Genomic DNA, 23,939 nt, shown 5'->3' with positions numbered 1-23,939 from the left:
GATTGCATCGTCTTGCCGAACCTCACGCGCGGGGGCCGGGCGACAGGGAGCTCGTGGCGCACGGCCGGGCGACGGGGGTGATCAAGCGGCTGGCGCACGGCGAGTACGTCGAGGTGCACGAGCCGCTCGACCGGGCCCGGCTGCACACCCTGACCGCGCATGAACGGCCCGGAGACCTCGTCGGCCACGAACAGCGGCGCCGGGCGGTGACGGGGCCCGATCAGGAGTGAGCGCGGCAGAACTCCCGGACCGTGCGGTTGAACGGCTCCGGCGCCTCGATGTTGCTGAGGTGCCCGATGCCCGGGAGCACGACCAGCGTGGCGCGCGGGATCGCTTCGAGGAACTGGTGGGCCACGGGGTCCACGGGTGAGCGGGTGTCGAGCTCGCCCCAGAGCAGGAGCGTCGGTACCGCGATCCGCGGCAGCAGGTCCCGCTGGTCGGCCTCGACCATGACGGTGAGCTCGGTCCGCATGCTCTGGGGCCGGGTGTCGGCCGACATCACGGACAGCAGGCGTACGGCTTCGGCGGGCGGCTGCCCGGCGAACAGACCCGGCACGGTCGGTGCGAACGCCTCGGCCGGGACCGCGAGCATCCGCTCCGCCCCCTCGGCCCGGGACCGCACCTCCGCCGCAGGCAGCGAGCCCTTCCAGCCCGCGTAGGTGTCGACGAGCAGCAGCGTCCGCACGAGCCCGGCGTGGTGCCGGTAGAGCTCCAGCACGACGGTCCCGCCCCAGGAGGCGCCGAGGACGTGGGCGGGGCCGAGGGCCACGTCCTCGATCACGGCCGCCAGACAGCGGGCGTAGTCGGCGAGGGTGAAGGAGGCAGGGACGTCGGAGGAGCGGCCGGCGCCCGGCTCGTCCCAGGCGACGACGGTGAACTCGTCGGCCAGATCCTCGGCCTGGGGGCGGAACAGCCGGGCGTCCGCCGTGGCGCCGTGCGCGAGCACGAGGGGCGGGCCCTGGCCCACCCGGTCGTACGCGACCTCGATGCCGTCGACCCGCACCGCTGGCATGACACCAGGCTACGCGCGCGTGCCGGAGGCGTCCTCCCGGCGGACTCCCCCGGCACGCGGCACCGCTGCCCGGTTCTACCCCTGGTCCGCCACGAAGGAGGCCATGCGGGTCAGAGCGGCGTTCCAGTTGATCGTGTGCTCGTTGGTCGACCAGGACTGGATGTCGTCGATGTAGCAGAACTGGCCGACGCAGCCCTGGAGTTTGCTCTGTGCGTAGGGGTCCTGGATGCTCGAGTTCGGCCCGCCCGCGAGGGTGCCCTTCGGCGGGTTGGGCTGAGCGGGGTCGAGCTGGTGGGCGTACCAGCGGCTGTGCTGGTTCTGGGCGCTGACCTCGCCGTAGCCGGTGACGTAGGAGATGTTCAGCGCGTTGCGGCCCAGGATGTAGTCCATGCTCTGCAGCGCGCCGTCCCGGTACTTCGAGGCGCCGGTGATGTCGTACGCGGTGGCGAGGACGACGGCGTTGTTGAGGACCTGGTGGCTGGAGCCCCAGTCGTAGGTGTGGCCGTCGGGCGCGTACGGCATGCCGTAGGGGTGTGCCTCGAGGGTGGCCAGGTAACGGTCGGCGCCCTTGACGACGGACCGGCGCACCGCGTCCCGGCCGGGCAGCTTGTTCGGCACGGTCGCCAGGTCGAGCCGCCCCGCCGGGCCGGTGCGGGCCCAGTCGAAGCCGATGGGCTTGAAGAGGTCGGCCGTGTGGACCGGGGACTTCAGGACGTACTCCTCGTACCGCTTCTCCCCGGTGGACAGGTACAGCTCGGCCGCCGCCCAGTAGAAGTCGTCGGTGACGTCGCTGTCGGCGTAGGCGCCGCCGCCGATGCCGTCGCTCTCGGAGGCGTAGCGGCCGGGGTGCGCGAGCGCGGCCGACCAGGCCTTGCGGGCGGCGGCCAGGGCCTTGTCGGCGAACGCCCTGTCGTACGGCCGGTACAGACGGGCGGCCTGCGCGGCCGTGGCGGCCAGGTTCAGGGTGGCGGCGGTGGACGGCGGGTGCAGTTCGCGCTTCTGCGGGTCGTCGCTCGGCATCAGCGGCAGGCCGGTCCACTGCTCGTCGTGCATCTTGTGGTGGGCCATGCCGGCCAGCGGCTTGCCGTCGGGCACCTGCATCTTCAGCAGGAACTCCAGCTCCCAGCGTGCCTCGTCGAGGATGTCCGGGACCCTGTTGCCGCTCTCGGGGATGGCGAGCGTGCCGTCGCGCAGCTTGTCCGCCTGCCCGGTGCGGGCGTGCCGGGCGCGCTCGTAGGTGCTGAGCAGCTCCCAGGTGGAGATGCCGCCGTTGACGACGTACTTGCCGTGGTCGCCGGCGTCGTACCACCCGCCGCTGACGTCGAGGGTGTAGTCGCACACGCCGGGCTGGCAGGGCACCGAGGTGTCGCCCTTGTTGGGTGCCACGCCCACGTGACCGGCCGGGCGGCCGTAGCCGGGCCGCAGGTCGTCGCGGATCGCGAGGCCACTGCGCTGGGTGTAGTAGTACTTCGCCGAGTCGAGGCGGAGCCGCTCGTAGGCCCTCGCGTCGATGTCGAAGGGGCGGCTGGTCTCGCCGTCGGCCACGAGCGTGAGGCCCGAGCCCTTCGTGCGGTAGGCGCCGAAGTCGATCGAGTGGACGTTCTGCCCGGAGGAGGCGTCGACGCCGCGCGGCAGGGTCGTTCCCCGGGCGACCACCGTCCCGGTGGAGTTCTTGAGCTGCCAGGGCAGCTTCGCCGTGGCGTCGGTGACCAGGGTGGCGTTCTTGGGCCCGGCCGGCAGGTAGCCGACCTGGTTGACGCGGACCCGGGGACCGGTGTCGGGCTCGTACGGCTCCGGCGCCACCCCGCCGAGCAGCGAGACGTCGTCCATGCAGAAGCGCCAGGGGTCCGCGCTGCCGCCGAGCTGGAAGCCGACCTGGCCCTGCGCGGTGTCGACGGGTGAGGTGAAGGTGTAGGAGTAGGTGTCGCCGGAGACGCTGAGCTGCGGCGACACCTCGTGGTAGGTGTCGTACGGCGACACCGACAGGCCCACGATCGCCCGCACCACGTGCCCGGCGGGCGTCCCGGTCGCGCTGAAGGAGAAGCGGTACGACTCCCCCTTCACGAGGGTGATGTCGTTCTGCCCGACGGCGGCGTCCCAGCGGTTGGTGGTGCCGCCGGGGACGTCGGCGCAGAGCCGGCCGTCGGAGACGCCCGCGGTGACGTTGCTGGTCGTCCACCAGGGTGCGGTGTCGGTGTCGAAGGTGCCGTTCTTGACCTGCTCGACCTCGTCGGCCCCGGCAGGCGCCGACGGCAACGCGGTGAGCGCGGTGGCCAGCAGGGCCGTCAGGGACAGCAGGGCGGTTCTGCGTCGTTTCACGTCTGGGCTCCTCCGGGAGGTGCGGGTGGCGCTCGGCATGGGAGCGCTCCCAGATGCGGACGCAGGCCATGGTTGTGGCAGATGTGACGCCGCGTCAACGGTCCGGACGGGACTGGCTGTTCTCCACCCGTCCGGACCGTGGCGCCCGGGGTTCAGGCGGCCGGGGTGTCCAGCCGGCTGATGCGGATCGCACCGCGTGGCTCGCCGGGGTGGCGGCTCGTCAGGGTGAGCCGGATCCGGGAGCCGCGGAGGGCTTGGAACGTGATCACGGTGGGGGTGTCGGAGGCGGCCGCCCAGCTGATCCCGGTGTCCCGCGCGGCCTGCCACGCGCGGCCGTCCCACACCGCCACGTCGACCGTGGCGGGCAGGCTGTGGGTGGCGTCCACGGTGAAGGAGACGTCCACCCGGTCGAAGCCGCGGGCGCGCCCGTGGTCGACCGAGACCCAGTCCTCGGTCCGCGCGCCGTCGAAGGCGGGCAGCAGCGCCGTGGCCTGCTTGAAGAAGCCGTTGGACCAGCCCGTGGCCGGGTCGCCGTCGAGCATGGCGGCGGGAAGGGTGTCGGGACGGCCGGAGTAGCTCGCGTCCGCGTGCGGGTGGCCGACAGGGGCCGGGTGCGCGGGTTCGAAGGCGGGCGGCACGGTCTCGGCCCGGTCCTCGGCCCGGGTGGCCCGTACGGTAGCCGTGCCCGCGCGCAGCCCCTCGGCGCGGGCGGTCACCTTCACCGCGCCGGCCTTCGTACCGGACCGGACGATGGCGAGGGCCTTGCCGTGGAATGCGGTCCGGGTGCTCGCCTGGTAGCGCTCGGCACTCTCCTGTCGGCCGTTGTCGAGACCGGCGAGGGAACCTCCCGTCACCGTGAAGGACAGCAGGTGCTCCGCGTCGGGCACCAGCACGCCGCGGCGGTCGACGACCTCGGCGGTCACGAAGACCAGGGAACGGCCGTCCGCGGCGACGGACCCGCGGTCCGCGGTGAGCCGTATCGCGTGCGGGGCTCCGGCGGTGCGCAGCACGTCGGTGGCGACCACCTTGCCGCCCCGCCGTGCGACGGCCTTCAGCTCGCCCGGTTCGAAGGGCACCCGCCAGGTCAGGTGGAGTTTGCCGGCGCTGCCGTTGGGGCTGGTGTAGCTGCCCGGGTGGGGGCCGTCGGTGAAGGTCTTGTCGTCACCGGTCGCCTCGGTCGTCTCCAGGTACGCGCGGCCGTCCACGGTCTTCTTGGTGTCGAACCGCCGTACACCGAGGGACGTCCCGTTGAGGTACAGCTCGACGGTGTCGACGTTGGCGTACGCCCAGACCTCGACCGTGTCGCCCTTGTCGTGGTTCCAGGTCGTCGGCAGCAGGTGGACCATCGGCTCGCTGGTCCACTGACTGCGGAACAGGTGGTACATGTCCTTCGGGAAGCCCGCCGTGTCGACCGCCCCGAAGAAGGACGCCTTGACCGGGAAGACGTCGTAGGGCGTGGGTTCGCCGATGTAGTCGATGCCCGACCAGAGGAACTGGCCGGCGAACCACTTGCGGTCCCGGTCCTTCTTGTGGCCGTACTCGCCGCTCATGGTCCAGGAGGCGAGGTTGTTGTCGTAGGAGGAGGTCGCGCGTCTGCCCGGGGTGTGATTCTCGCCCGTGTTGAGGCGCTCCGGCTCCTGGTAGGCGCCGCGGGTGGAGGTCTCCGAGGAGGACTCGGACTCGAAGAGGAACAGGTGCGGGTAGGCGGCGTGCAGCTGGTCCACCGACTTGGCGGTGTTGTAGTTGAGGCCGAGCCCGTCCAGCTTGGCCAGCATCAGGTCGGCCGCGGAGCCCTTGGCGGGCAGGCGGCGGTACTTGTCGGAGCCGATGACCAGCGGGCGGGTGTCGTCGGCGGCCCTGATCGCGTCGATGATCCGGTCGGCCATGGCGAGACCGGCGGTCGAGGTGGAGTCGGGGACCTCGTTGCCGATGGACCAGGCGAGCACGGCGGGCGAGTTGCGGGCCGCCCGCACCATCTCGGTCGCGTCCTTCTCGCACCACTCGTCGAAGAAGCGGCCGTAGTCGTACCGGTTCTTTCCGGTCCGCCAGCAGTCGAACGCCTCCACCAGCAGGACGACGCCGAGCTCCTCGCAGACCTGGATCACCTCGGGCGCGGGCGGGTTGTGCGAGGTGCGCAGGGCGTTGACGCCCATGGAGCGCATGATCTCCAGCTGCCGGCGGACGGCGTCGATGCTGACGGCGACACCGAGTGCGCCCAGGTCGTGGTGGAGGTCGACGCCCTTGATCTTGTGGTGGGCGCCGTTGAGGAAGAAGCCCTCGTCCGGGTCGAAGCGGAAGGTGCGGAAGCCGAAGACCGTGCGGTAGGTGTCGGTGGTTCGGCCGCCGACGCGCAGTTCGGTGTGCAGGGTGTAGCGGTGCGGTGTCGCGAAGTCCCACAACTGCGGTCTTGTGACCGTCAGTTCGTGGGTCTCGGTGCGCTCGCCGGTGACGGCCGCGGTGGAGGAGGTACGGGCGACCGTGCGTCCCTTGCGGTCGGTGATCCGGGAGACGACCTCGACGTCCGCGCCCTCGCCGGAGGCGTCGACGACGGAGGTGGCCACCCGTACGACGGCACGCTCGGCGGAGATCTCGGGTGTGGTGACGCGGGTGCCCCAGCGGGCCACGTGCACCGGCTCGGTGATCACCAGGCGGGCCTCGCGGTAGATGCCGCTGCCCGAGTACCAGCGGCTGCTGGGGAGCCGGTTTCGGACCTCGACGGCGATCACGTTCTCGGTGGTGCCGTCGGTGTGCACCAGGTCGGTGAGGTCGAGGGCGAAGCCGGTGTAGCCGTAGGGGTGGCGGCCGGCCTCCGTACCGTTGCAGTAGACGGTGGAGTCCATGTAGACGCCGTCGAACTCCACCGAGACGCGCTTGCCGTCGAGGGTGGGCGGCAGGGTGAAGGCCAGGCGGTACCAGCCCAGGCCGCCGGGCAGGAAACCGGTGCCGCTGGTGGTGCCGTGCTCGGTGGTGGGCGTCTGCTCGATGCTCCAGTCGTGCGGGACGGCCGTCTCGCGCCATTCGGAGTCGTCGTAGCCGGGGAGATGCGCGTCGGCGTAGGCGCCGGTCGGGTCGGTGATGCCGCCCGGGTTCACCAGAGCGAAGCGCCAGCCGTCGCGCAGTGCGACCATCCGGCGGCCGGGCCCGCCGCGGGCCTCCCCGGCGGCCCACGCCTCCGGGGCACCGAGCAAAACTCCGGCCGCCGGCGTGGCCGCGGAGGCGAACAGGACCGATCTGCGCGTGACCGACATGGAACTCTCCCTCACGAGGGCCCAGAAGTACTCACAACTGATCGCGAACAAACAGATTCTGTCGAGGCGTCATACCCGGACGTCAAGGGTGCGGCGGGGTCCTTCTGCCCCGGCGATCACTTCGGCCGGATGTGCCCCTCGCCCCCTGCCGGGGAGGCGACACCGGGGTTACCGGTCCACGCCGGGCGCCTACGGACTACGCTGGAACTCAACTGACTTCCCTGTTCACTGTGAGTGTCCGTATGGAGTCGCGACGATGAGTCAGGACGAGGCGTTCGACGACGGCGTGGCCGCCCGCGCCGTCATCGCCGTCGACGGCACGCTCACGGAGTGGAGCGAGGGCGCCCGCCGTCTGCTGGGTCACACGGCCGCCGAGGTCGTGGGCCGCCCGGCCGCCGCGCTGCTGGCCGACGGCGCGGACCCGCCGTCCGTGCCGGACGACTCCCGCTGGAGCGGCACACTCACCCTGCGCCACCGCGACGGCCACCCGGTGTCCCTCTGGGTGCTCGCCCACCGCAGACCGCCCGACGGAGCCGAGGCGATCGACTGGCTGGCGGTGTCCCCGCCGGAGGCCGCCGGCCAGGGGCTTCCGGACGACCCGCTGGTGCGCATGGCCCTGACCCAGTCGCCCTGCGCCACGATGATCTTCGACGAGCGGCTGCGGCTGCGCGGCGTCAACGAGGCGATGGCGGACCTCCTGGGACTGCCCGCCGGGCGGATGCTGGGCCTGAAGCCCACCGACATCGGCAGTCGGCCACCGAACGCCGAGCTCGAGGAGAATCTGCGCCGGGTGCTGAGCACCGGCCGGCGGCAGGACATGCAGACGTACATGAAGGCGACCGGTGAGAGCCGGGCGGCACACGCCTGGCTGGCCAGGATGGCGCCGCTCACCGACGGCACCGGCCAGGTACGGGGCGTGTGCGTGACCGCCCACGACTTCTCCGACCAGTACCGGTCACGGGAGCGGCTGCAGCTGGTCAACGAGGCGAGCGTGCGCATCGGCACCACCCTCGACGTCACCCGTACGGCCCAGGAGCTGGCGGACGTGTGCGTGCCGGCGCTCGCCGACTTCGTCAGCGTCGACCTGCTCGACCCGCAGGAGCAGGGCGGCGAGCCCGCCGGGCCGCCGATTCCGCCGCTGAGTCTGCGCCGGTCCGCCCACCAGTCGGTCAACAAGGGCAGCCCGGAGGCCGTCGCCAAGCCGGGGCAGGTGGACGTCTACCCGGAGAACTCCCCGCAGGCCGCCTCCCTGGTCGCGGGGCACACGGTCGTGGCCTCGGGCGCGTCGGGCGGCCTCGAGCGCTGGCTGGCCTGGGACCCGGTGCGTTTCCAGCGGATGCAGGAGTACGGCATCCACTCCACGATGTCCGTCCCGCTCCAGGCCCGGGGCACGACGCTCGGCGTGGCGGTCTTCACCCGTTTCCGGCGTCCCGAGGCGTTCACCCCCGACGACGTGCTGCTGGCCGAGGAGGTCACGGCCCGGGCCGCCGTCTGCATCGACAACGCCCGCCGTTACTCCCGTGAGCGCGAGACGACCCTCACGCTCCAGCGCAGCCTGCTGCCCCGCACCCTGCCGCGCACCGCGGCGGTGGAGGCGGCCTCCCGCTATCTGCCGGCCACCCGTTCCGGCGTGGGCGGAGACTGGTTCGACGTGATCCCGCTGTCGGGCATGCGGGTCGCCATGATCGTGGGCGACGTCGTGGGCCACGGCATCCAGGCCTCGGCCACGATGGGCCGGCTGCGCACGGCCGTCCGCACGCTCGCCGACATCGACCTGGCGCCCGACGAACTCCTCACCCACCTCGACGACCTCGTCGTCCGGCTGTCGGAGGAGTCCGGCGGGGACGACGGCACCGGGGAGGTGGGCGCGACCTGCCTGTACGCGGTGTACGACCCGGTGTCACGGCGCTGCACGCTGGCCCGGGCCGGGCATCCCCTGCCCCTGCTGGTGCCGCCGGGCGGCCCGGCGCACCAGCTCGATCTGCCCTCGGGGCCACCGCTGGGTGTCGGGGGGCTGCCGTTCGAGGCCGCAGAGGTGGAGCTGCGCGAGGGCAGCGTCCTGGCCTTCCACACGGACGGGCTGCTCGTGAGCCGTGAGCGGGACGTCGATACGAGCGGCCGCATGCTCCGCGAGGCCCTGTCGGCCTCCTCCGGCTCCCTGGACGAGACCTGCGACCGCGTGCTGGACACCCTCCTCCCGCCGGGCGGCTCCAGCGACGACGTGGCCCTGCTGCTGGCCCGCACCCGCGGGCTGCCGTCCGCCCAGGTGGCCACCTGGGACATCCCCGCCGACCCGGCACTGGTGGCGCCCATCCGCAAGCAGGTCGTCGACCAGCTGGAGCGCTGGGGGCTGCTCGAAGCCACGTTCACCGCCGAGCTGGTGGTGAGCGAGCTGGTCACCAACGCCATCCGCTACGGCGCCCCGCCCATCCGGCTCCGGCTGATCCATGACGCGGCCACGCTGATCTGCGAGGTGTCCGACACCAACCACACGGCTCCGCACCTGCGCCGGGCGAAGACCTGGGACGAGGGCGGCCGCGGTCTGCTCCTGGTCGCCCAGCTCACCCAGCGGTGGGGCAGCAGGCACACCGGCGAGGGCAAGACGATCTGGGCGGAGCTGGCCCTGCTCGGCGACGAGCTCTGAGCGTACGCTCGCGCGCCCCCAGCATCTCTGGGCGGAGCGGGCCTGCCCGACGGCGAGGTCTGAGCGTACGCTCGCGCGCCCCCAGCCGATCTGGGCGGAGCGGGCCTGCTCACGGCGAGAACCGAACGCACGCCCCGAGCCCCCAGACGATCCGCACAGCCCCAGCCCGCTCAACCGGCGGAACCCAGCGCGCGCCCGCCAGCCCCCAGACGATCCGCACGGCCCCGGCCTGCTCAACCGGCGGAACCGAGCGCACAGCCCCCCCAACCCCCAGACCATCCGCACAGACCCAGCCCGCTCAACCGGTGGAGCCGAGCGCACACCCCCCAACCCCCAGACCATCCGCACAGACCCGGCCCACTCAACCGGTGGAACCGAGCGCACACCCCCCAACCCCCAGATCACAGACCCAGCCCGCTCAACCGGCGAGAACGAGCCTGCGCTCCGGTCCGGTAGGCGGGTGGTCGGTGTCGGGCAGTGGCTCGTGACGGTCTTCGCGACGGGCGACGGGCGGCGGGCCCGGCCAGGACGGCAGGCCCGCCGACGTTCTCTTACCAGCGCCTGGTTTCATGGGCGCGCACGCCAGATCACGCTCCGGAGGACCTCGCCCTGAACACCCCGCTCGCCGAAGTCCTGTCCGTGACGCTGCTGGCCGCCGTGCTCGTCTGGGCCGTCGCCCGTCCGAAGGGCCTGCCCGAGGCCGTGCTGGCCGTGCCCGCCGCCGGCCTCGCCATCGCCCTCGGGGTGATCTCGCCGGAGCACGCCTGGGAGGAGATCCAGCGGCTCGGGCCCGTGGTCGGCTTCCTCGCCGCCGTGCTGGTGCTCGCCCACTTCTGCGACGTCGAAGGACTCTTCACCGCCTGCGGGTCGTGGATGGCCCGCTGGGCGGCGGGGCGCCCCACACGGCTGCTGACCGCGGTGTTCGCGCTGGCGTCCGTCATCACGGCCGTGCTCAGTCTGGACGCCACGGTCGTCCTGCTGACTCCGGTGGTGCTCGCCACCGCCACCCGCATGGGCGTGCAGGCACGGCCGCACCTGTACGCGTGCGCCCATCTGTCGAACACCGCCTCGCTGCTGCTGCCGGTCTCCAACCTGACCAATCTGCTGGCCTTCACCGCGAGCGGCCTGAGCTTCACCCGCTTCGCTGCCTTGATGGCACTGCCCTGGCTGGTCGCCATCGCCGCCGAGTACCTGGTGTTCCGGCGCTTCTTCGACGACGAACTCGCGGCTCCCGTGCCCTCCCCCGACCCCGCCCCGCGTCCCGAACCGCTCCCGCTGTTCGCCCTCGTCACCGTCGGCTGCACGCTCGCCGGGTTCGTCGTCGCCTCCGCCGTGGGGATCGCGCCGGCCTGGGCCGCGACGGCCGGTGCGCTGGTGCTGGCCGGGCGGGCGCTGGTGCGGCGCCGGGCCACGCCTCTCACGGTGGTGCGGTCGGCGGCCCCGGCGTTCCTGGCGTTCGTGCTCGCGCTCGGCGTCGTCGTGCGCGCGGTCGTCGACCATGGGCTCGCCGACGCGCTGCGGCGTGTCCTGCCCCACGGTTCGGGGCTGCTCACACTGCTGGGCGTGGCCGCGCTGGCCGCCGTCCTGGCGAACCTCATCAACAACCTGCCCGCGGTGCTGGTGCTACTGCCCCTGACCGCCGGGTCCGGTCCCGGTGCCGTGCTGGCGGTGCTGCTCGGTGTGAACATCGGTCCCAACCTGACCTACGCCGGATCGCTGGCGACCCTGCTGTGGCGGCGGATCGTCCAGCAGGACGGGCACCGGGTCGGGCTCGGCGAGTTCACACGGCTCGGACTGCTCGCCGTACCGGCCGCGCTGGTGTCGGCCGTGGCCGCCCTGTGGCTGTCGCTGACCGTCCTCGGTGCCTGAGCCCACGCCCGTCAGCGGCGGCCGTCTCCCCCGTGGCCGTAGCCGCCGTAGCCGTACCCGTATCCGGGGTAGCCGTAGCCGGGGTTGCCGTACCGGCCGTCGGAGTCGCAGTAGTAGCCGTAGCGGTGGCAGGACGAGTCGGTGGCGGCCGGGCTGCTCGGCGTCGGCTCCGGGGCCGAGGAGGCCGGGGACGGGGTCGGTTCGGGATCGGGTGTCTTCGACGGCGCGGGAGTGGGGGCGGGCGTGGCTGCGGAGCGGGCTGTCGGAACGCCGGCGCTCCAGTTGACGGCCTGCATCTTGAGTTCGGCCTTGGAGGTGTCGATCACCCAGCGCTGCGCGTCGTCGTCCGCCCGGGTCTTGACGACCAGGGCTCCCGAGCCGTCGGTCGCGGCCGGGGCCAGGGCGAGGTCCTGGTCCCAGCGGGGCACCAGGGCGCCCTGCAGGGTGAAGTCGTAGCGGATGTTCTTCGGGTCCGGCCCGGAGGCGCCCGCGCAGGGGGCCAGCCGGACCGAGTAGCCGAGCTGCGAGTCCAGGCACAGGTCCGGCGCGGCGCCGTTGCGCAGCAGTCCGTCGGTCTCGTACGTCCACTGCTGGGCGGCGTCCGCGGAGCAGGTCGTCAGCTCGGCCTCCCCGCCCTCGACGGCCTTCTTGCCGTCGATGCCGACGCACAGGTCCGAGTCGACGTTGTGCAGCCGGCCGCGCAGGGCGCCCTTCCGTGCGTCACCCGCGCCGGTCCGGGACGGGTCGGTGCCCGCCTCGCCCGCGTCCTGGTCCGGCGCCTCCCCGGCGGGCCGGTCCGCGCCGGCCGGGGCGCTGTCGCCGGAGTCGCCGGTGGACCACAGGACCAGTGGCAGGACGACAAGGCCGCTGACGGTCAGGATGCCCACGGTGAGATTGCGCCGCCGGGCGACACGGCGGGCCGCCCTGTGGGCGGATCTGGCTGACTTTCGGGCGGCGGTTCGCGAGCCTTCGGGCCGGTGGGCCGGGGTCACGGTGGCAGTCGGCAGGGAGTGGCCCGCGCCGGCCGGAGCCTGTGCCGTGTCCCCGGCCGGGTCGCCGCTCCCGTCCCGGGGAAGGGGCGGCAGTACGGCCGCCGGGCCGCCCGGCTCGGTGAACGACTCCCCGACCACGCCGGCGAGGGCGACCGGGTCCGGGAAGACCTCACGCCCTCCGCCGGCCGGCCCGGAAAAAGCCTCACGCGCCGGCGGGGAAGGGAACACCCCACCCACCGTGCCGGCCGGGTCGGAAAAGCCCTCTCGCGCCACACCGGCCGGACCCACGAGGCCCTCGCGCGCCGGACGGGCCGGACCGGGAAACACCTTGCGCGCCGCACGCGGCGGGACCGGGACACCCTCACGCGCCTCACCCGTCGGCCCCGGAAAGCCCTCGCGTGCCGCACGAGCCAGATCCGTCAGGCTCTTGCGCGCCGCTCGGGCCGGACCGGGAAACACCTTGCGCGCCGCACGCGGCGGGACGGGGACACCCTCACGCGCCTCACCCGTCGGCCCAGGCAAGGCCTCACGGGACTCACCCACCGGCCCCGGAAAGGCCTCACGGGACTCACCCACCGGCCCCGGAAAGGCCTCACGGGACTCACCCACCGGCCCGGGAAAGGCCTCGCCCCCCTCACCCGTCGGCCCCGGGAAAGCCTCACGCGCCGCACGGACCGGGTCCGGCATGATCTCGTACGCCATGCCGGCCGGTTCCGGGAAGACCTCGCGCGCCAGGGCCACCGGATCCGGGAACAGCTCGCGCGCCGCACCGGCCGGGAACCCGGCGGCGGCCGCACCGGCCGCTCCCCCGGGCCGCTCGCGCTCCGCGGCGCGCCCACCCCCGGCGGTCTCCCCCGCCTCACTCGTCCGGCTCTCCGCATAACCCCGCCCGCCCCAGCCCAGCACCCCTTCCGACAGGGCCACGCCGAGGCCGTGGTTGAACTGGTCGAGCTGGTCCGCGGCGGCGCTGCAGTGCCCGCAGCCCTCGATATGCGCGCGTAGATCCGGGTCGATGTCGAGACCCCCACGCCGGTACGTCACGTCGAGCAGGCGCAGATAGCGCCGGCACTCCTCGTCGGGGGCGAGTTCGCGGTGGAGCTGGAGGCACTCCTCGCGCAGCCGGTCCCGGGCCCGGTCCAGTTCGACGCGCGCGCCCTCCTCGTCCAGGCCCAGCAACGCGGCCGGGGAGGCGAGCGGTTCGGCCTCGACCTCGACGTGCCACAGCAGGCAGCGGGCGGACTGGGGGAGCCGCTGGAAGGCCCCGGACAGCAGGCGCCGGTGCCGCGTCGGCAGCAGACGGGAGGCGGGACGCTCCCCCTCGCCGGTACCGGCCAGCAGCTCCGGGTGGAGCATGTCGCATCGGTGGTCGCCCGCCCACTCGGCCGCGATCCGCCGCACCGTGACGAGCAGATGGGACCGCCACGCGGAGGTCGGGCCGTTCTGCCGTAGGGTCTCGCCGAAGAGCCGGGTGAAAGCCGCGGTGGTGAGCATGCCCGCGGAGCGCGGACCGTCGGTGCACAGCCGGGCGTAGGCGAAGGCCGCCTCCCAGTGCCGGTCCAGCAGTTCACCGACGGGGTGGAGTGCGGGCGTCGCCCCGGTCCACTTCCTGAGCTCCGCGCTCAGTTGCTCGTCCGTCGCGCCGAACCCGTGGGCCGAGGCCGGGGAATTCGACGGGCCTGCGTCTTTCACGGCTGCATTCCTCTCAAGGACATGCGGACTAAAGTCCGTACCAAGGGGTATGCCGGCCGACGGCCTCGCGCATACGAAAGAAAGGCGTGTGGGGGCACGCCGACAGGGCACACCTTTGCACAGGTCAGGGACAGGGAACAAGAGATCTCGCGGTTTCGTGCATTGCGTGGGCCGGGAGCGCCTTTTGACAAGAAGTCAGCCGGTGGAGCCAAAGGCATTTCCGCGCCGTCTGCCCCCTTTTTTACGACTCACATTTACCCGCCCCGCCCGTCGCCCGGAAACCATTGAGTCAGCCCCTGAGCAGCAGCTCACGCGGTCGGCGGCGTTTCCGCACCGGCCTTTCGGGGTCCGCGGCACAACCAATAGCGGTGCTCAGCCGGGCGAACGGCCGTGCCTCGTGCGGTACGCCCCGGGTGGTGCCCCGTAGCGCTCGTGAAAGGCGCGGTTGAAGTGGAACGGACTGACGAACCCCGAGGCCACGGCGACGCGTTCCACGGGCAGGTCGGTGTTCTCCAGCAGCCGGGCGGCATGGCGCAGCCGCGCCTCGCGCAGGGCACGCATGGGCGAGCGGCCGAGCTGACTGCTGAAAAGATGGGCGAAACGGGACGGCGACAGGGCGACACCCTCCGCGAGCGAGCGGACGGTGTGCGGGGCGCCCGGGTCGGCGTCAATCAGCTCCTGTGCGCGACGGATCCGTGCGTCGAGGCCGGGCCGGGGAGCTGGCGGCCGGGCGCCGGCGGTGGTGAGGAGGACGATCTCCTCGAGTGCGCACAGGGCCAGTTCGCGGGCAGCGCTGCCGTGGGCCACGGCGACCTGCGCGTCCGGGGGTGACCCGTCGGGCGGTGCTCCGGTGCCGGTCCAGCGGGCGTCGGCGTGCATCCGCCGGAACGCCGTCCCGACGCGGCCGTGCACCCCGGCCGGAGCGGCGGTGACCACGTACATCCCGTGACCGGCGTCGTACGGCCGCAGCCACGCGGCCCAGGACGGGCGGGCCTGGCAGTGCGCCCACCAGAACCGCCAGTGCCGGGCGCCGGGCTCGACGCCGTAGCCGTGCGGGACGCCCGGGGCGAGCACGACCAGTGCGCCCGCTCCGGCCGAGGTGTGCGCACCGCCCTGCCACAGCCGGCCCCGGCCTGCGGTGGTCCAGGTGAAGAGCCAGCTCGCGGATCCGTGCGGCCGGTTGACGCCGTACCCGGGAGGCTGGTCGAAGTGGCCCAGTACGACCAGCCCGGGCGGCGGTGCGGGATCCCCGGCGTTCCCGCTCTTCCCGGCGTTCCGGGTGTTTCCCGTCGCAGCAGTCTCGGGCAATCCGTCAGCACGCACGGGCATCCTCCTCTCCGGCCGGGGGGCCTAGCGTTTCCGACCGAGGACACCCGACCGGAGGAGTGCGTTCATGACAGTCACGGGCAACGGTGCCGTCGGCACCTCCATCCTGGACCGCGAAGGGCTCCGGCGGTACCGGGAGGAGTTCGAGGAGGACGGTTTCACGGTGGTGCGCGGGCTCTTCGGGGCCGACGAGATCGACCGGCTGTGCGCGGAGTTCGCGGCACTGCGGGCGGCCGGGCCGGTGCCCGGGCACTTCGAGCCGCGCGCGGTGGACGGGCCGGGTGTGGATCCCCTGCACGTGTGGCCCCGGGTGATGCACCCGCACGAGATCAACGACCTCGCGCGTGAGGTCCTGCTCGACGCCCGGCTGCGGACGGTTCTGGAGGCGCTGCTCGGGGAGGAGGTGCTGGCCGCGCAGAGCATGTTCTACTTCAAGCCGCCGGGGGCCCGGGGGCAGGCGCTGCACCAGGACAACTTCTACCTCAGGGTGGAGCCGGGCACGTGTGTGGCGGCCTGGATGGCCCTCGACGTGATCGACCGGGAGAACGGCGGGCTGGAGGTCGTGCCGGGCACGCATCTCATGGACCTGTTCTGCCCGGAGCAGGCCGACGCGGACGTGTCCTTCGCCCGGGAGTACGTTCCGCCGCCGGCGGGGCTGGCGCCGGTGCCGGTGGACATGGCGCCGGGGGACGTCCTGTTCTTCAACGGGAGCCTGGTGCACGGGTCGCAGCCGAACCGGGCGGCGGACCGGTTCCGGCGGTCGTTCATCGGGCACTACGTGGGCCGGTCGACGGAGCGGATCGGGCGGTTCTACCGGACGCTGGCGATGAGCGGGGCGAGAGTGGAGCTGGCGGAGAGCGCGGGGGCGGGCCCCTGCGGGACGGAGTTCGCGCCGCAGGGGCCCCACTGACCTTCGGGACGTCGCGTTCAGTGCCCGGCGATGGGGTGCGGACCGTACGGGCTCCGGAGCTCCTCGAGCTCCTTGTCGCTCAGCCGGATCTCCACCGCGGCCACCGCGTCCTCCAGATGCCCGGGCTTGGACGCGCCGACGATCGGGGCGGTCACCGTGGGCTGGTGGAGCAGCCAGGCGAGGGCGACCCGCGCACGGGGGACGCCCCGCTCGCCGGCGATGCGGGTGACCGCCTCGACGATGGTGCGGTCGCCCTCCTGGTACAGGCTGCCCCCGAAGGCGTCGGTGGCGCTGCGCTCGGTCGTGGTGTCCCAGTCCCGGGTGAGACGGCCGCGGGCGAGCGGGCTCCAGGGCAGGACGCCCACACCCTGGTCCGCGCACAGGGGGAGCATCTCGCGCTCCTCCTCGCGGTAGATCAGGTTGTAGTGGTTCTGCATGGAGACGAAGCGGGTCCAGCCGTTCAGCAGGGCGGTGTACTGGGCCTTGGAGAACTGCCAGGCGTACATCGAACTGGCTCCGATGTAGCGGACCTTGCCCGCCTTGACGACGTCGTGCAGGGCCTCCATCGTCTCCTCGACCGGGGTGTGCGGGTCGAAGCGGTGGATCTGGTAGAGGTCGACGTAGTCGGTGCCGAGGCGGGTGAGGCTCTGGTCGAGCTCGGTCATGATCGCCTTGCGGGACAGTCCGCCGCCGTTCGGTCCGGGCCGCATCCGGCCGTGCACCTTCGTCGCGAGGACGATCTCGTCGCGGCGGGCGAAGTCGCGCAGGGCCCGGCCGACGATCTCCTCGCTGGTGCCGTCGGAGTAGACGTTGGCCGTGTCGAAGAAGTTGATCCCCGCCTCGACGGCCTGCCGGATCAGCGGGCGCGAGGCGTCCTCGTCGAGCGTCCACTCGTGGGTGCCGCGGTCGGGCAGACCGTAGGTCATGCACCCCAGACAGATCCGTGAGACGTCCAGGCCCGTCGAACCGAGCTTCACGTACTGCATCGTTGCTGCTCCTGCCTTCGGGGAGGGTTCCACGGGGAGCGTACGTGTTCGTGTGCGCTCGAAGACGCGGCCGGGCGGGCCGCCTGACGGGCCGTCCGAGCATGGCCCGAGGTCGGTTCGTCAGCGGCGTTCGAGCAGGTCCAGGGCGTGCTTCCACCCGAACTCCGGCCGCCTGCCGTCCTCCCCGGGCTCTCCCGCGTACGGCTCTCCGAACCGCACGCCCATTCCCCGCAGCCGTTCGAGGCTGTCCCGGTAGGCGGGGTGGGTGGCCAGGGCGTCCGCCACGCACGGCAGGACGGCGATCGGCACCCCGAGCCCCGCGACCTCGCACAGGGTGCCCAGGGCGAGGGTGTCGGCGATGCCGGCCGCCCACTTGTTGAGGGTGTTGAAGGTGGCGGGGGCGACCACCACGGCATCGGGTGCCGGGAACGGGCGCGGCTCGCCGGGCGTGCGCCAGGCGGAGCGTATGCGGCGGCCCGTCCGGGCCTCGACGGCGGCGGTGTCGAAGAAGCCGTTCATGGCGACGGGCGTCGCGATGACGCCCACCTCCCAGTCCCGTTCCTGCGCGGCGGTGATCAGTTCGCCGACGTCCGCGGCGATGCCGGCGGCGCAGACGACGACGTAGAGGAAGGGCTTGCGGGCGGCCTGTTCGGTCATCCCGGAGACCCTAGCGACTCCCCCGGGCTCACCGGAGGGGGAAGGTGTCCCCGCGTTCCGACTCCGGCCGGGGGCCGAAGACGCGGCGCTCGTTCTCCTCGATCGGCACGTCGTCGATGCTCGCCTCGCGCCGGGCCATCAGGCCGTGCTCGTCGAACTCCCACAGCTCGTTGCCGTAGGAGCGCCACCACTGCCCGCCCGCGTCCCTGCACTCGTACTGGAAGCGGACGGCGATGCGGTTGCCGTCGAAGGCCCACAGGTCCTTGCGCAGTGCGTATTCCTGCTCGCGCTCCCATTTGCGGGTCAGGAACTCGACGATCTCGGCGCGGCCGGTGACGAAGGTGTCGCGGTTGCGCCAGACGGAGTCCGGCGAGTAGGCGAGGGAGACCTTGTGCGGGTCGCGGGTGTTCCAGGCGTCCTCGGCGGCCTGGACCTTCTGGGCGGCGGTCTCGCGGGTGAAGGGCGGCAGCGGCGGGCGGTCGGTCATGGATGCTCCCTGTCAGCAGGGGAGAACGACCGTTCTCCCCGGTGGCTGCTGCTACCGTAGGAGAACGCTCGTTCTCGCGTCAAGGAGGGCCGGAGATGGACAGGGCAGAGGCTCGGGAGCGGGCGCTGGACGCCGCCGAGAAGCTGTTCTACGGGCGGGGTGTGCAGTCCGTCGGCATGGACGAGGTGCGCGGCACGTCCGGGGTCTCGCTCAAGCGCCTCTACCAGTTGTTCCCGGCGAAGGAGCAGCTGGTGGAGGCGTATCTGGAGCGGCGGGACACGCGCTGGCGCGGGCAGTTGGCCGAGTACGTCGAGCGGCTGCCGGAGCCCGAGGAGCGGATCCTGGCGGTGTTCGACTGGCTCGGGAAGTGGTTCGCCGAGCCGGGCTTCCGCGGCTGCGCGTGGCTGAACGCGTACGGCGAGCTGGGCGCCGGCTCGGCGCGCGTGGCCGCCCAAGTGCGTGCGCACAAGCGGGCGTTCCGGGAGTATCTCGGCACGCTCGTGGCGGCGACGGGACGGTCCGACGCGCTGGCCGGGCAGTTGTTCCTGCTGGCCGAGGGTGCCATGGTCACGGCGGGCGTCACCAGGAGCGCCGAACCCGCGGCCGAGGCGCGCGAGGCGGCCCGGCGGCTCCTGGGCGCCGGGTGAGATCCGAGGTCAGCTCACCGTCCCGGACACCGTGATGGCGCCGACCGGGCAGGCGCGGGCCGCCTCCCGCAGCAGCGGGTTGCCGCCGTCCGCGCCGCCCGGCAGCAGGGTGCTGTAGCCCTCGTCGTCCTGGGTGAACACGTCCGGGGCGGTCAAGGCGCACTGGCCCGCGCCGATGCAGACGTCCTGGTCGATGTCGATGTGCATGTGCGCAGGCCCTTACCAGGTCACGGGGAGTTCCAGCATCCCCTGGATGGTGTCGCCCGGCTTGAAGGGGATCTCCTCGGCCGGGGCGGCCAGGCGCAGGCCGGGCAGCCGGTCGAAGAGGCCGTGCAGGGCGATCTCCAGCTCGGCGCGGGCGAGGTTCTGGCCGAGGCACTGGTGGATGCCGAAGCCGAACGCGACGTGATGACGGGCGGGGCGGCTCCAGTCGAGCGTGTCCGGGTCGGGGTAGACCGTCTCGTCGCGGTTGATGACGGAGGTCGCGAAGACGACTCCCTCGCCCTTGCGAATCGTCGTCCCGGCCACCTCGATGTCCTCGACGGCGAGGCGCAGCATGCCGTCCGCGATGGACAGCATCCGCATCAGCTCCTCGACCGCGGCCGGCAGCAGCCCAGGGTCCGCGCGCAGCTCGGCGAGCCGCTCGGGGTGCTGGAGCAGGGTGAAGGTGCCGAGCGAGATCATGTTCGCGGTCGTCTCGTGGCCCGCGACCAGCAGGATGAGGGCCATGGCGATCAGACCCTCGCGGTCGAGGTCGCCCTCGCGCAGCCGCCGGTGGACCAGGTCGTCCAGCAGGCCGGTGCCCGGGTCCCGCTGTTTGCGGTCGATCAGTTCGCCGAAGTACGTCTCCAGCAGGTCGCGGGCGTCGAGTACGTCGGCGGTCTCCGGGCCGCGCAGCAGCCGTCGCGACTGGGTCTCGAAGAAGTCGTGATCGGAGTAGGGGACGCCGAGCAGGGCGCAGATCACCATGGACGGCACGGGCAGCGCCAAGGCGCTCACCAGGTCCGCCGGCGGGCCCTGGGCGATCATCGCGTCGAGCCGTTCGTCCACGATCCGCTGGATGCGTGGCCGGAGTTCGACGGCGCGCTTGAGGGTGAAGTCCCCGACGACCATCCGCCGCTGGGCGCGGTGCTCGGGGTCGTCGACGCCCAGCAGGGCCGTTCTGCGGTTGCGGATCCCGGCGAAGCGCCGGCTGGGGGCGGGGAAACCGGGCTGGTCGCGGTTGGACGACAGGCGCGGGTCGGCCAGCAGGGCGCGGGCGGTTGCGTGCCCGCTGACGAGCCAGGCCTCGCGGCCGTCGAAGATGGTGATCCGGGTCAGGGGGCGTTCGGTGCGCAGCGCGTCGTAGGCGGCGGGCGGATGGTAGGGGCAGGTCCTGCTCTGGGGGAAGGCGACGGGTGCGGTCGTGTCCGTCATGAAGACCTCGCAGACGAGTAATGCGTCGTGCCGATCTTCATTAGATGCCCCAGGCACCTATGAGGCGACGCGAAGTTCGGCCATGTCGCCGACGGCGACAAGATGGCCGGGGAATGCCGTCCTCCCGTTCGAGCTCCGGAGATCGCAGCCCCTGTTCGCGGTGCCGGCGTCCGTGATGGGGCACGGGTGCGGCGAGGCCGATCGAAAACCGGTTGTCGGTCCGGCGGGGCAGGCCCCAGGATCCAGCCATGCCTACCTTCACCGTTCTCCCGCCGCTGTCCGTCGCCGCTCCTGCCGGGCGCCGACAGCAGCAGTCCGGCCGCCGGGGAGGACCGACGCCGCCGCGGTCATGACCGCCGCGCTCGTCGCGGGGCTGCTCGCCGGGTACGGCATCGCCGTCCCCGTGGGCGCCGTCGGGACCTACCTCGTCTCCCTCACCGCCCGCACCTCCCTGCGCACCGGTGTCTGCGCCGCGCTCGGCGTCGCCACCGCCGACGGGCTCTACGCCCTCGCGGCCACGCTCGGAGGGACCGCCCTGGCGTCGGCACTGCGGCCGGTGCTCGGGCCGCTGCGGTGGGTCTGCGTGCTGGTGCTGCTCGCGCTGGCGGCATGGGGCGCTGCCACCGCCGTGCGCGAGTACCGGGGCCACCGGCTCGCGACCCGCACCGCCCCCGCTCCCCCGAGTCCCACCCGGGCCTATCTGAGCCTGCTGGGCATCACCCTGCTGAACCCCACCACCGTCATCTACTTCGCGGCCCTCGTACTCGGTTCCCAGGCCACCGGTCCGGCCGGTCCGCTGGAGCAGGGCGGGTTCGTGCTGGCCGCCTCGGCCGCCTCCGCGAGCTGGCAGGTACTGCTGGCCGGGAGCGGAGCTCTGCTGGGCCGCGCGCTGACCGGCCATCGGGGGCGGCTGGCGACGGCGCTGGTCGCGAGCGGGGTGATGACGGCGCTGGCCGTGCGGATGGCGCTCGCGCCGGGGTGAGATTCAGTGCTTCCGGCGGATCCGGCGGGGTGCGGATGATTCCCGGGGGCACGGGTGTTGAAGACGGGTGGCGATGAGCCGTGGACGCGACGATGGGACGGATGCCATGCCTCTCGAAGGCGACTACGAACCCAGCCCGACGCAGTGGGTGCGCAAGCAGGTGGAGCTGTACGAGAGCTCCGGCGGTACGGAGGGGACGACGCTTCAGGGCTCGAAGATGCCGGTCGTCGTCCTGACCTCGCGGGGTGCCAGGAGCGGGAAACTGCGCAAGACACCGGTGATGCGGGTGGAGCACGAGGGGCGCTACGCCGCGGTGGCCTCCCTCGGCGGGTCGCCCAAGCACCCCGTCTGGTACTTCAACATCCTGGCCCACCCGCACGTGGAGCTCCAGGACGGGCCGGTCAAGCAGGACATGACCGCCCGTGAGGTCACGGGCGAGGAGAAGGCGGCCTGGTGGGAGCGGGCCGTCGCGGCGTACCCGGCGTACGCCGACTACCAGAAGAAGACGGACCGCGAGATCCCGGTCTTCGTCCTGGAGCCGACCGAAGGGGACTGACAGCGGGCCGGCTGCCCGGTGCGGGCAGCCGGCGGAGAAATCTTCCGCCCCGTGGGTGTGAACCGGCCGCGACGGGGCACGCGAGGTTCAGGCCCCGCCGCGCTCCCCCGTCGCGGCGGGGCTTTCCGCTGCCTCGCGAGCGGGACGGTCGGTGACGTCGAGGAAGATCTGGTCTGCCTCGGGCACCGTCCGGGCGATGGATCGCTTGATGCGCACGGCGACCTCCTCGACGCGCTCGCTGTCCAGGCCGGGCACCAGGTCGACGCGGGCGGCCACCAGGGCCGTGTCGAGTCCGGTCTTCATCGTGAACAGCGCTTCCACACTGTCGATCTCGGGCTGTGCCCGCAGCAGCGCGCAGATGCGCCCGCTGGACTCGGGGTCGGCCGCCTCGCCGATCAGCTGGTCGCGGGCTTCGCGGCCCAGCCGGAAGGCCACGTAGACCAGCAGCGCACCGATCGCGATCGAGGCCGACGCCTCCCACACCGCCTGGCCGGTGACCATGTGCAGCGCCATGCCCACCATGGCCAGGGTGACGCCGAGCACGGCGGTGCCGTCCTCGGCGACGACCGTCCGCAGGGCCGGATCGCGCAGCCCGGCACCCGCGCCGCCCTGCCGTCGCACCTGGTAGAGCGCCCGCACCAGCGAACCGCCCTCCGCGAGGAGGGCGACACCGAGCACGATCAGGCCGGCCACATAGCCGCCGAGCTCCTCCTCCGTCTCGCTCGTCAGGGCCTCGAAGCCCTGGAAGAACGAGAAACAGCCGCCCATGACGAAGATCCCGACGGCCGCGAGGAGCGACCAGAAGAACCGCTCCTTGCCGTACCCGAAGGGATGACGGCGGTCGGCGGGGCGGCGGCTGCGGCGCAGGGCCGCGAGCAGGAACACCTCGTTCAGGCTGTCGGCCACCGAGTGGGCCGCTTCGGACAGCAGGGCCGGTGACCCCGCCGCCAGGCCGCCGATGGCCTTGGCCACCGCGATCACCAGATTGGCCGCGAGCGCCACCAGCACCGTGACGCGTGTCTTGTGATCACTTCCTTCATCAGTCACCCACGCCGATTGCCCCGGTCGGGGGTACTCACACCGTGCCGTGCGCGGAAAACGGGGAACGCGTTCACCAGGGACCACGTACGGCAAGGAGGTCACCCCCATGAGCCGCGACGACGGCGACGACGGCAACACCGGCTACGGAAGGAGGGCGTTCAAACGGTCCAAGGCACACTTCGCGGACCGGATCACCGCGGACGGCCGGGACGGCTGGCCGGTGGAGGCCGGGCGCTACCGTCTGGTCGTCAGCCGCGCCTGCCCGTGGGCGAGCCGGTCCCTGGTCTCCCGGCGGCTGCTCGGCCTGGAGGACGCCCTGTCCCTGGCCGTCGCCGACCCGATCCAGGACGACCGCAGTTGGCGCTTCACGCTCGACGAGGACGGCCGCGACCCGGTTCTCGGCATCCGCTATCTCAGTGAGGCCTACGACCGCCGGGAGAGCGACTACCCGGGCGGTGTCAGCGTGCCTGCGATCGTGGACGTGACCAGCGGCCGGCTGGTGACCAACGACTACCAGCAGCTCACCCTCGACCTCGCGACCGAGTGGAGCACCCTGCACCGGGAGGGCGCGCCCGACCTGTACCCGGCCGCGCTGCGCGACGAGATCGACGAGGTGATGGCGGACGTCTACGAAGACGTCAACAACGGCGTCTACCGGGCGGGGTTCGCCACCGGGCAGGAGGAGTACGAGGCCGCCTGCGCCGGGGTGTTCCGGCGGCTGGAGCTGCTCGCGGGGCGGCTGGAGCGGCAGCGGTACCTCGTCGGCGACACGATCACCGAGGCGGACATCCGGCTGTTCACCACGCTGGTGCGTTTCGACGCGGTCTACCACGGCCACTTCAAGTGCAACCGCTGGAAGCTGACGGAGAACCAGGTGCTGTGGGGCTACGTCCGCGACCTGTACCAGACGCCCGGGTTCGGCGACACCGTCGACTTCGACCACATCAAACGCCACTACTACCAGGTGCACACGGGCATCAACCCGACCCGCATCGTCCCTTCGGGCCCGGACCTGTCCGGCTGGCTGACCCCGCACCACCGCGAGGAGCTGGGCGGCCGGCCGTTCGGTGACGGCACACCGCCCGGGCCCGTCCGCGCCGAGGAGCGGATCCCGGCGGCGCACACCCTCTGACCACACTCACCCCCCTTCAGCGATTT

Annotated in this window: 18 protein-coding genes and 1 pseudogene; 8 read left to right on the top strand and 11 right to left on the bottom strand. The window is 72.6% G+C overall.

All coding sequences use genetic code 11. The features are described from left to right. Positions 1-230: pseudogene (locus tag ABT116_RS15965) on the top strand (hypothetical protein); the annotation flags it as partial. Here ABT116_RS15965 and ABT116_RS15960 read toward each other — a convergent pair. The 3 genes from ABT116_RS15960 to ABT116_RS15950 all read right to left on the bottom strand — a co-directional run bounded on the left by ABT116_RS15960 (position 221) and on the right by ABT116_RS15950 (position 6,579). Next, on the bottom strand, positions 221-1,012 hold the full coding sequence (locus ABT116_RS15960) for an alpha/beta fold hydrolase (protein WP_351633185.1): 792 nt from the start codon (positions 1,010-1,012) through the stop codon (positions 221-223). The pseudogene ABT116_RS15965 and the gene ABT116_RS15960 overlap by 10 nt on opposite strands. A 75-nt stretch (positions 1,013-1,087) precedes the next feature. Then, positions 1,088-3,331 carry a glycoside hydrolase family 9 protein gene (locus ABT116_RS15955; protein WP_351633183.1) on the bottom strand — a complete coding sequence of 748 codons (2,244 nt, stop codon included), beginning with the start codon at positions 3,329-3,331 and terminating at the stop codon, positions 1,088-1,090. A gap of 152 nt (positions 3,332-3,483) precedes the next feature. After that, positions 3,484-6,579, bottom strand: a complete 3,096-nt coding sequence (locus ABT116_RS15950; RefSeq protein ID WP_351633180.1) for a glycoside hydrolase family 2 TIM barrel-domain containing protein — start codon at positions 6,577-6,579, stop codon at positions 3,484-3,486. A gap of 256 nt (positions 6,580-6,835) precedes the next feature. On the opposite strand from ABT116_RS15950, the gene ABT116_RS15945 reads away from it, so the two are divergent. Both ABT116_RS15945 and ABT116_RS15940 read left to right on the top strand, forming a co-directional pair. Next, positions 6,836-9,223 (top strand): SpoIIE family protein phosphatase, encoded by a 2,388-nt coding sequence (locus tag ABT116_RS15945; RefSeq protein WP_351633177.1) that lies wholly within the window; start codon positions 6,836-6,838, stop codon positions 9,221-9,223. 609 nt (positions 9,224-9,832) lie between these two features. Further along, entirely contained in the window at positions 9,833-11,092 is a 1,260-nt protein-coding gene (locus ABT116_RS15940; protein WP_351633188.1) for an SLC13 family permease, read from the top strand. A gap of 11 nt (positions 11,093-11,103) precedes the next feature. On the opposite strand, the gene ABT116_RS15935 is transcribed toward ABT116_RS15940, so the two are convergent. Next, entirely contained in the window at positions 11,104-13,773 is a 2,670-nt protein-coding gene (locus tag ABT116_RS15935) for a ricin-type beta-trefoil lectin domain protein (protein ID WP_351633175.1), read from the bottom strand. A gap of 372 nt (positions 13,774-14,145) precedes the next feature. Next, positions 14,146-15,102: a helix-turn-helix domain-containing protein gene (locus ABT116_RS15930; protein ID WP_351633172.1), complete on the bottom strand. Its 957-nt coding sequence runs from the start codon at positions 15,100-15,102 to the stop codon at positions 14,146-14,148. Between the two features lie 64 nt (positions 15,103-15,166). Here ABT116_RS15930 and ABT116_RS15925 point away from each other — a divergent pair, with 64 nt between their 5' ends. Continuing rightward, the gene (locus ABT116_RS15925; RefSeq protein WP_351633169.1) at positions 15,167-16,009 is read left to right on the top strand and encodes a phytanoyl-CoA dioxygenase family protein; all 843 of its coding nucleotides are present in this window, start codon (positions 15,167-15,169) and stop codon (positions 16,007-16,009) included. Between the two features lie 17 nt (positions 16,010-16,026). On the opposite strand, the gene ABT116_RS15920 is transcribed toward ABT116_RS15925, so the two are convergent. From ABT116_RS15920 to ABT116_RS15910, 3 genes are all read right to left on the bottom strand, one after another. Further along, a complete protein-coding gene (locus tag ABT116_RS15920; protein WP_351633167.1) occupies positions 16,027-16,995 on the bottom strand; it encodes an aldo/keto reductase in 969 nt (322 codons plus the stop codon). A 120-nt stretch (positions 16,996-17,115) separates the two neighbouring features. Next, entirely contained in the window at positions 17,116-17,652 is a 537-nt protein-coding gene (locus tag ABT116_RS15915) for a flavoprotein (protein WP_351633164.1), read from the bottom strand. A 28-nt stretch (positions 17,653-17,680) separates the two neighbouring features. Beyond that, positions 17,681-18,139, bottom strand: a complete 459-nt coding sequence (locus ABT116_RS15910) for a nuclear transport factor 2 family protein (protein WP_351633161.1) — start codon at positions 18,137-18,139, stop codon at positions 17,681-17,683. Positions 18,140-18,234: 95 nt separating this feature from the next. Here ABT116_RS15910 and ABT116_RS15905 point away from each other — a divergent pair, with 95 nt between their 5' ends. Further along, on the top strand, positions 18,235-18,786 hold the full coding sequence (locus tag ABT116_RS15905) for a TetR/AcrR family transcriptional regulator (RefSeq protein ID WP_351633158.1): 552 nt from the start codon (positions 18,235-18,237) through the stop codon (positions 18,784-18,786). A gap of 9 nt (positions 18,787-18,795) precedes the next feature. On the opposite strand, the gene ABT116_RS15900 is transcribed toward ABT116_RS15905, so the two are convergent. Continuing rightward, on the bottom strand, positions 18,796-18,993 hold the full coding sequence (locus tag ABT116_RS15900; RefSeq protein ID WP_351633155.1) for a ferredoxin: 198 nt from the start codon (positions 18,991-18,993) through the stop codon (positions 18,796-18,798). Between the two features lie 12 nt (positions 18,994-19,005). Next, positions 19,006-20,202: a cytochrome P450 gene (locus ABT116_RS15895; protein ID WP_351633153.1), complete on the bottom strand. Its 1,197-nt coding sequence runs from the start codon at positions 20,200-20,202 to the stop codon at positions 19,006-19,008. Between the two features lie 349 nt (positions 20,203-20,551). On the opposite strand from ABT116_RS15895, the gene ABT116_RS15890 reads away from it, so the two are divergent. Further along, positions 20,552-21,184 carry a LysE family transporter gene (locus ABT116_RS15890; protein WP_351633150.1) on the top strand — a complete coding sequence of 211 codons (633 nt, stop codon included), beginning with the start codon at positions 20,552-20,554 and terminating at the stop codon, positions 21,182-21,184. Between the two features lie 106 nt (positions 21,185-21,290). Further along, a complete protein-coding gene (locus tag ABT116_RS15885) occupies positions 21,291-21,740 on the top strand; it encodes a nitroreductase family deazaflavin-dependent oxidoreductase (protein WP_351633148.1) in 450 nt (149 codons plus the stop codon). Positions 21,741-21,827: 87 nt separating this feature from the next. Here ABT116_RS15885 and ABT116_RS15880 read toward each other — a convergent pair whose 3' ends face one another. After that, positions 21,828-22,748 carry a cation diffusion facilitator family transporter gene (locus ABT116_RS15880; protein WP_502983873.1) on the bottom strand — a complete coding sequence of 307 codons (921 nt, stop codon included), beginning with the start codon at positions 22,746-22,748 and terminating at the stop codon, positions 21,828-21,830. 139 nt (positions 22,749-22,887) lie between these two features. Here ABT116_RS15880 and ABT116_RS15875 point away from each other — a divergent pair, with 139 nt between their 5' ends. Next, complete coding sequence (locus tag ABT116_RS15875) at positions 22,888-23,913, top strand: glutathione S-transferase family protein (RefSeq protein ID WP_351633142.1); 1,026 nt, start codon at positions 22,888-22,890, stop codon at positions 23,911-23,913. Positions 23,914-23,939: the final 26 nt, after the last annotated feature.

This window comes from Streptomyces sp. NPDC002130 (assembly GCF_040296465.1).
GTDB lineage: Bacteria > Actinomycetota > Actinomycetes > Streptomycetales > Streptomycetaceae > Streptomyces.
The sequence above is the reverse complement of the archived record's forward strand: the minus strand, read 5'-3'. Positions and strand labels throughout refer to the sequence as shown.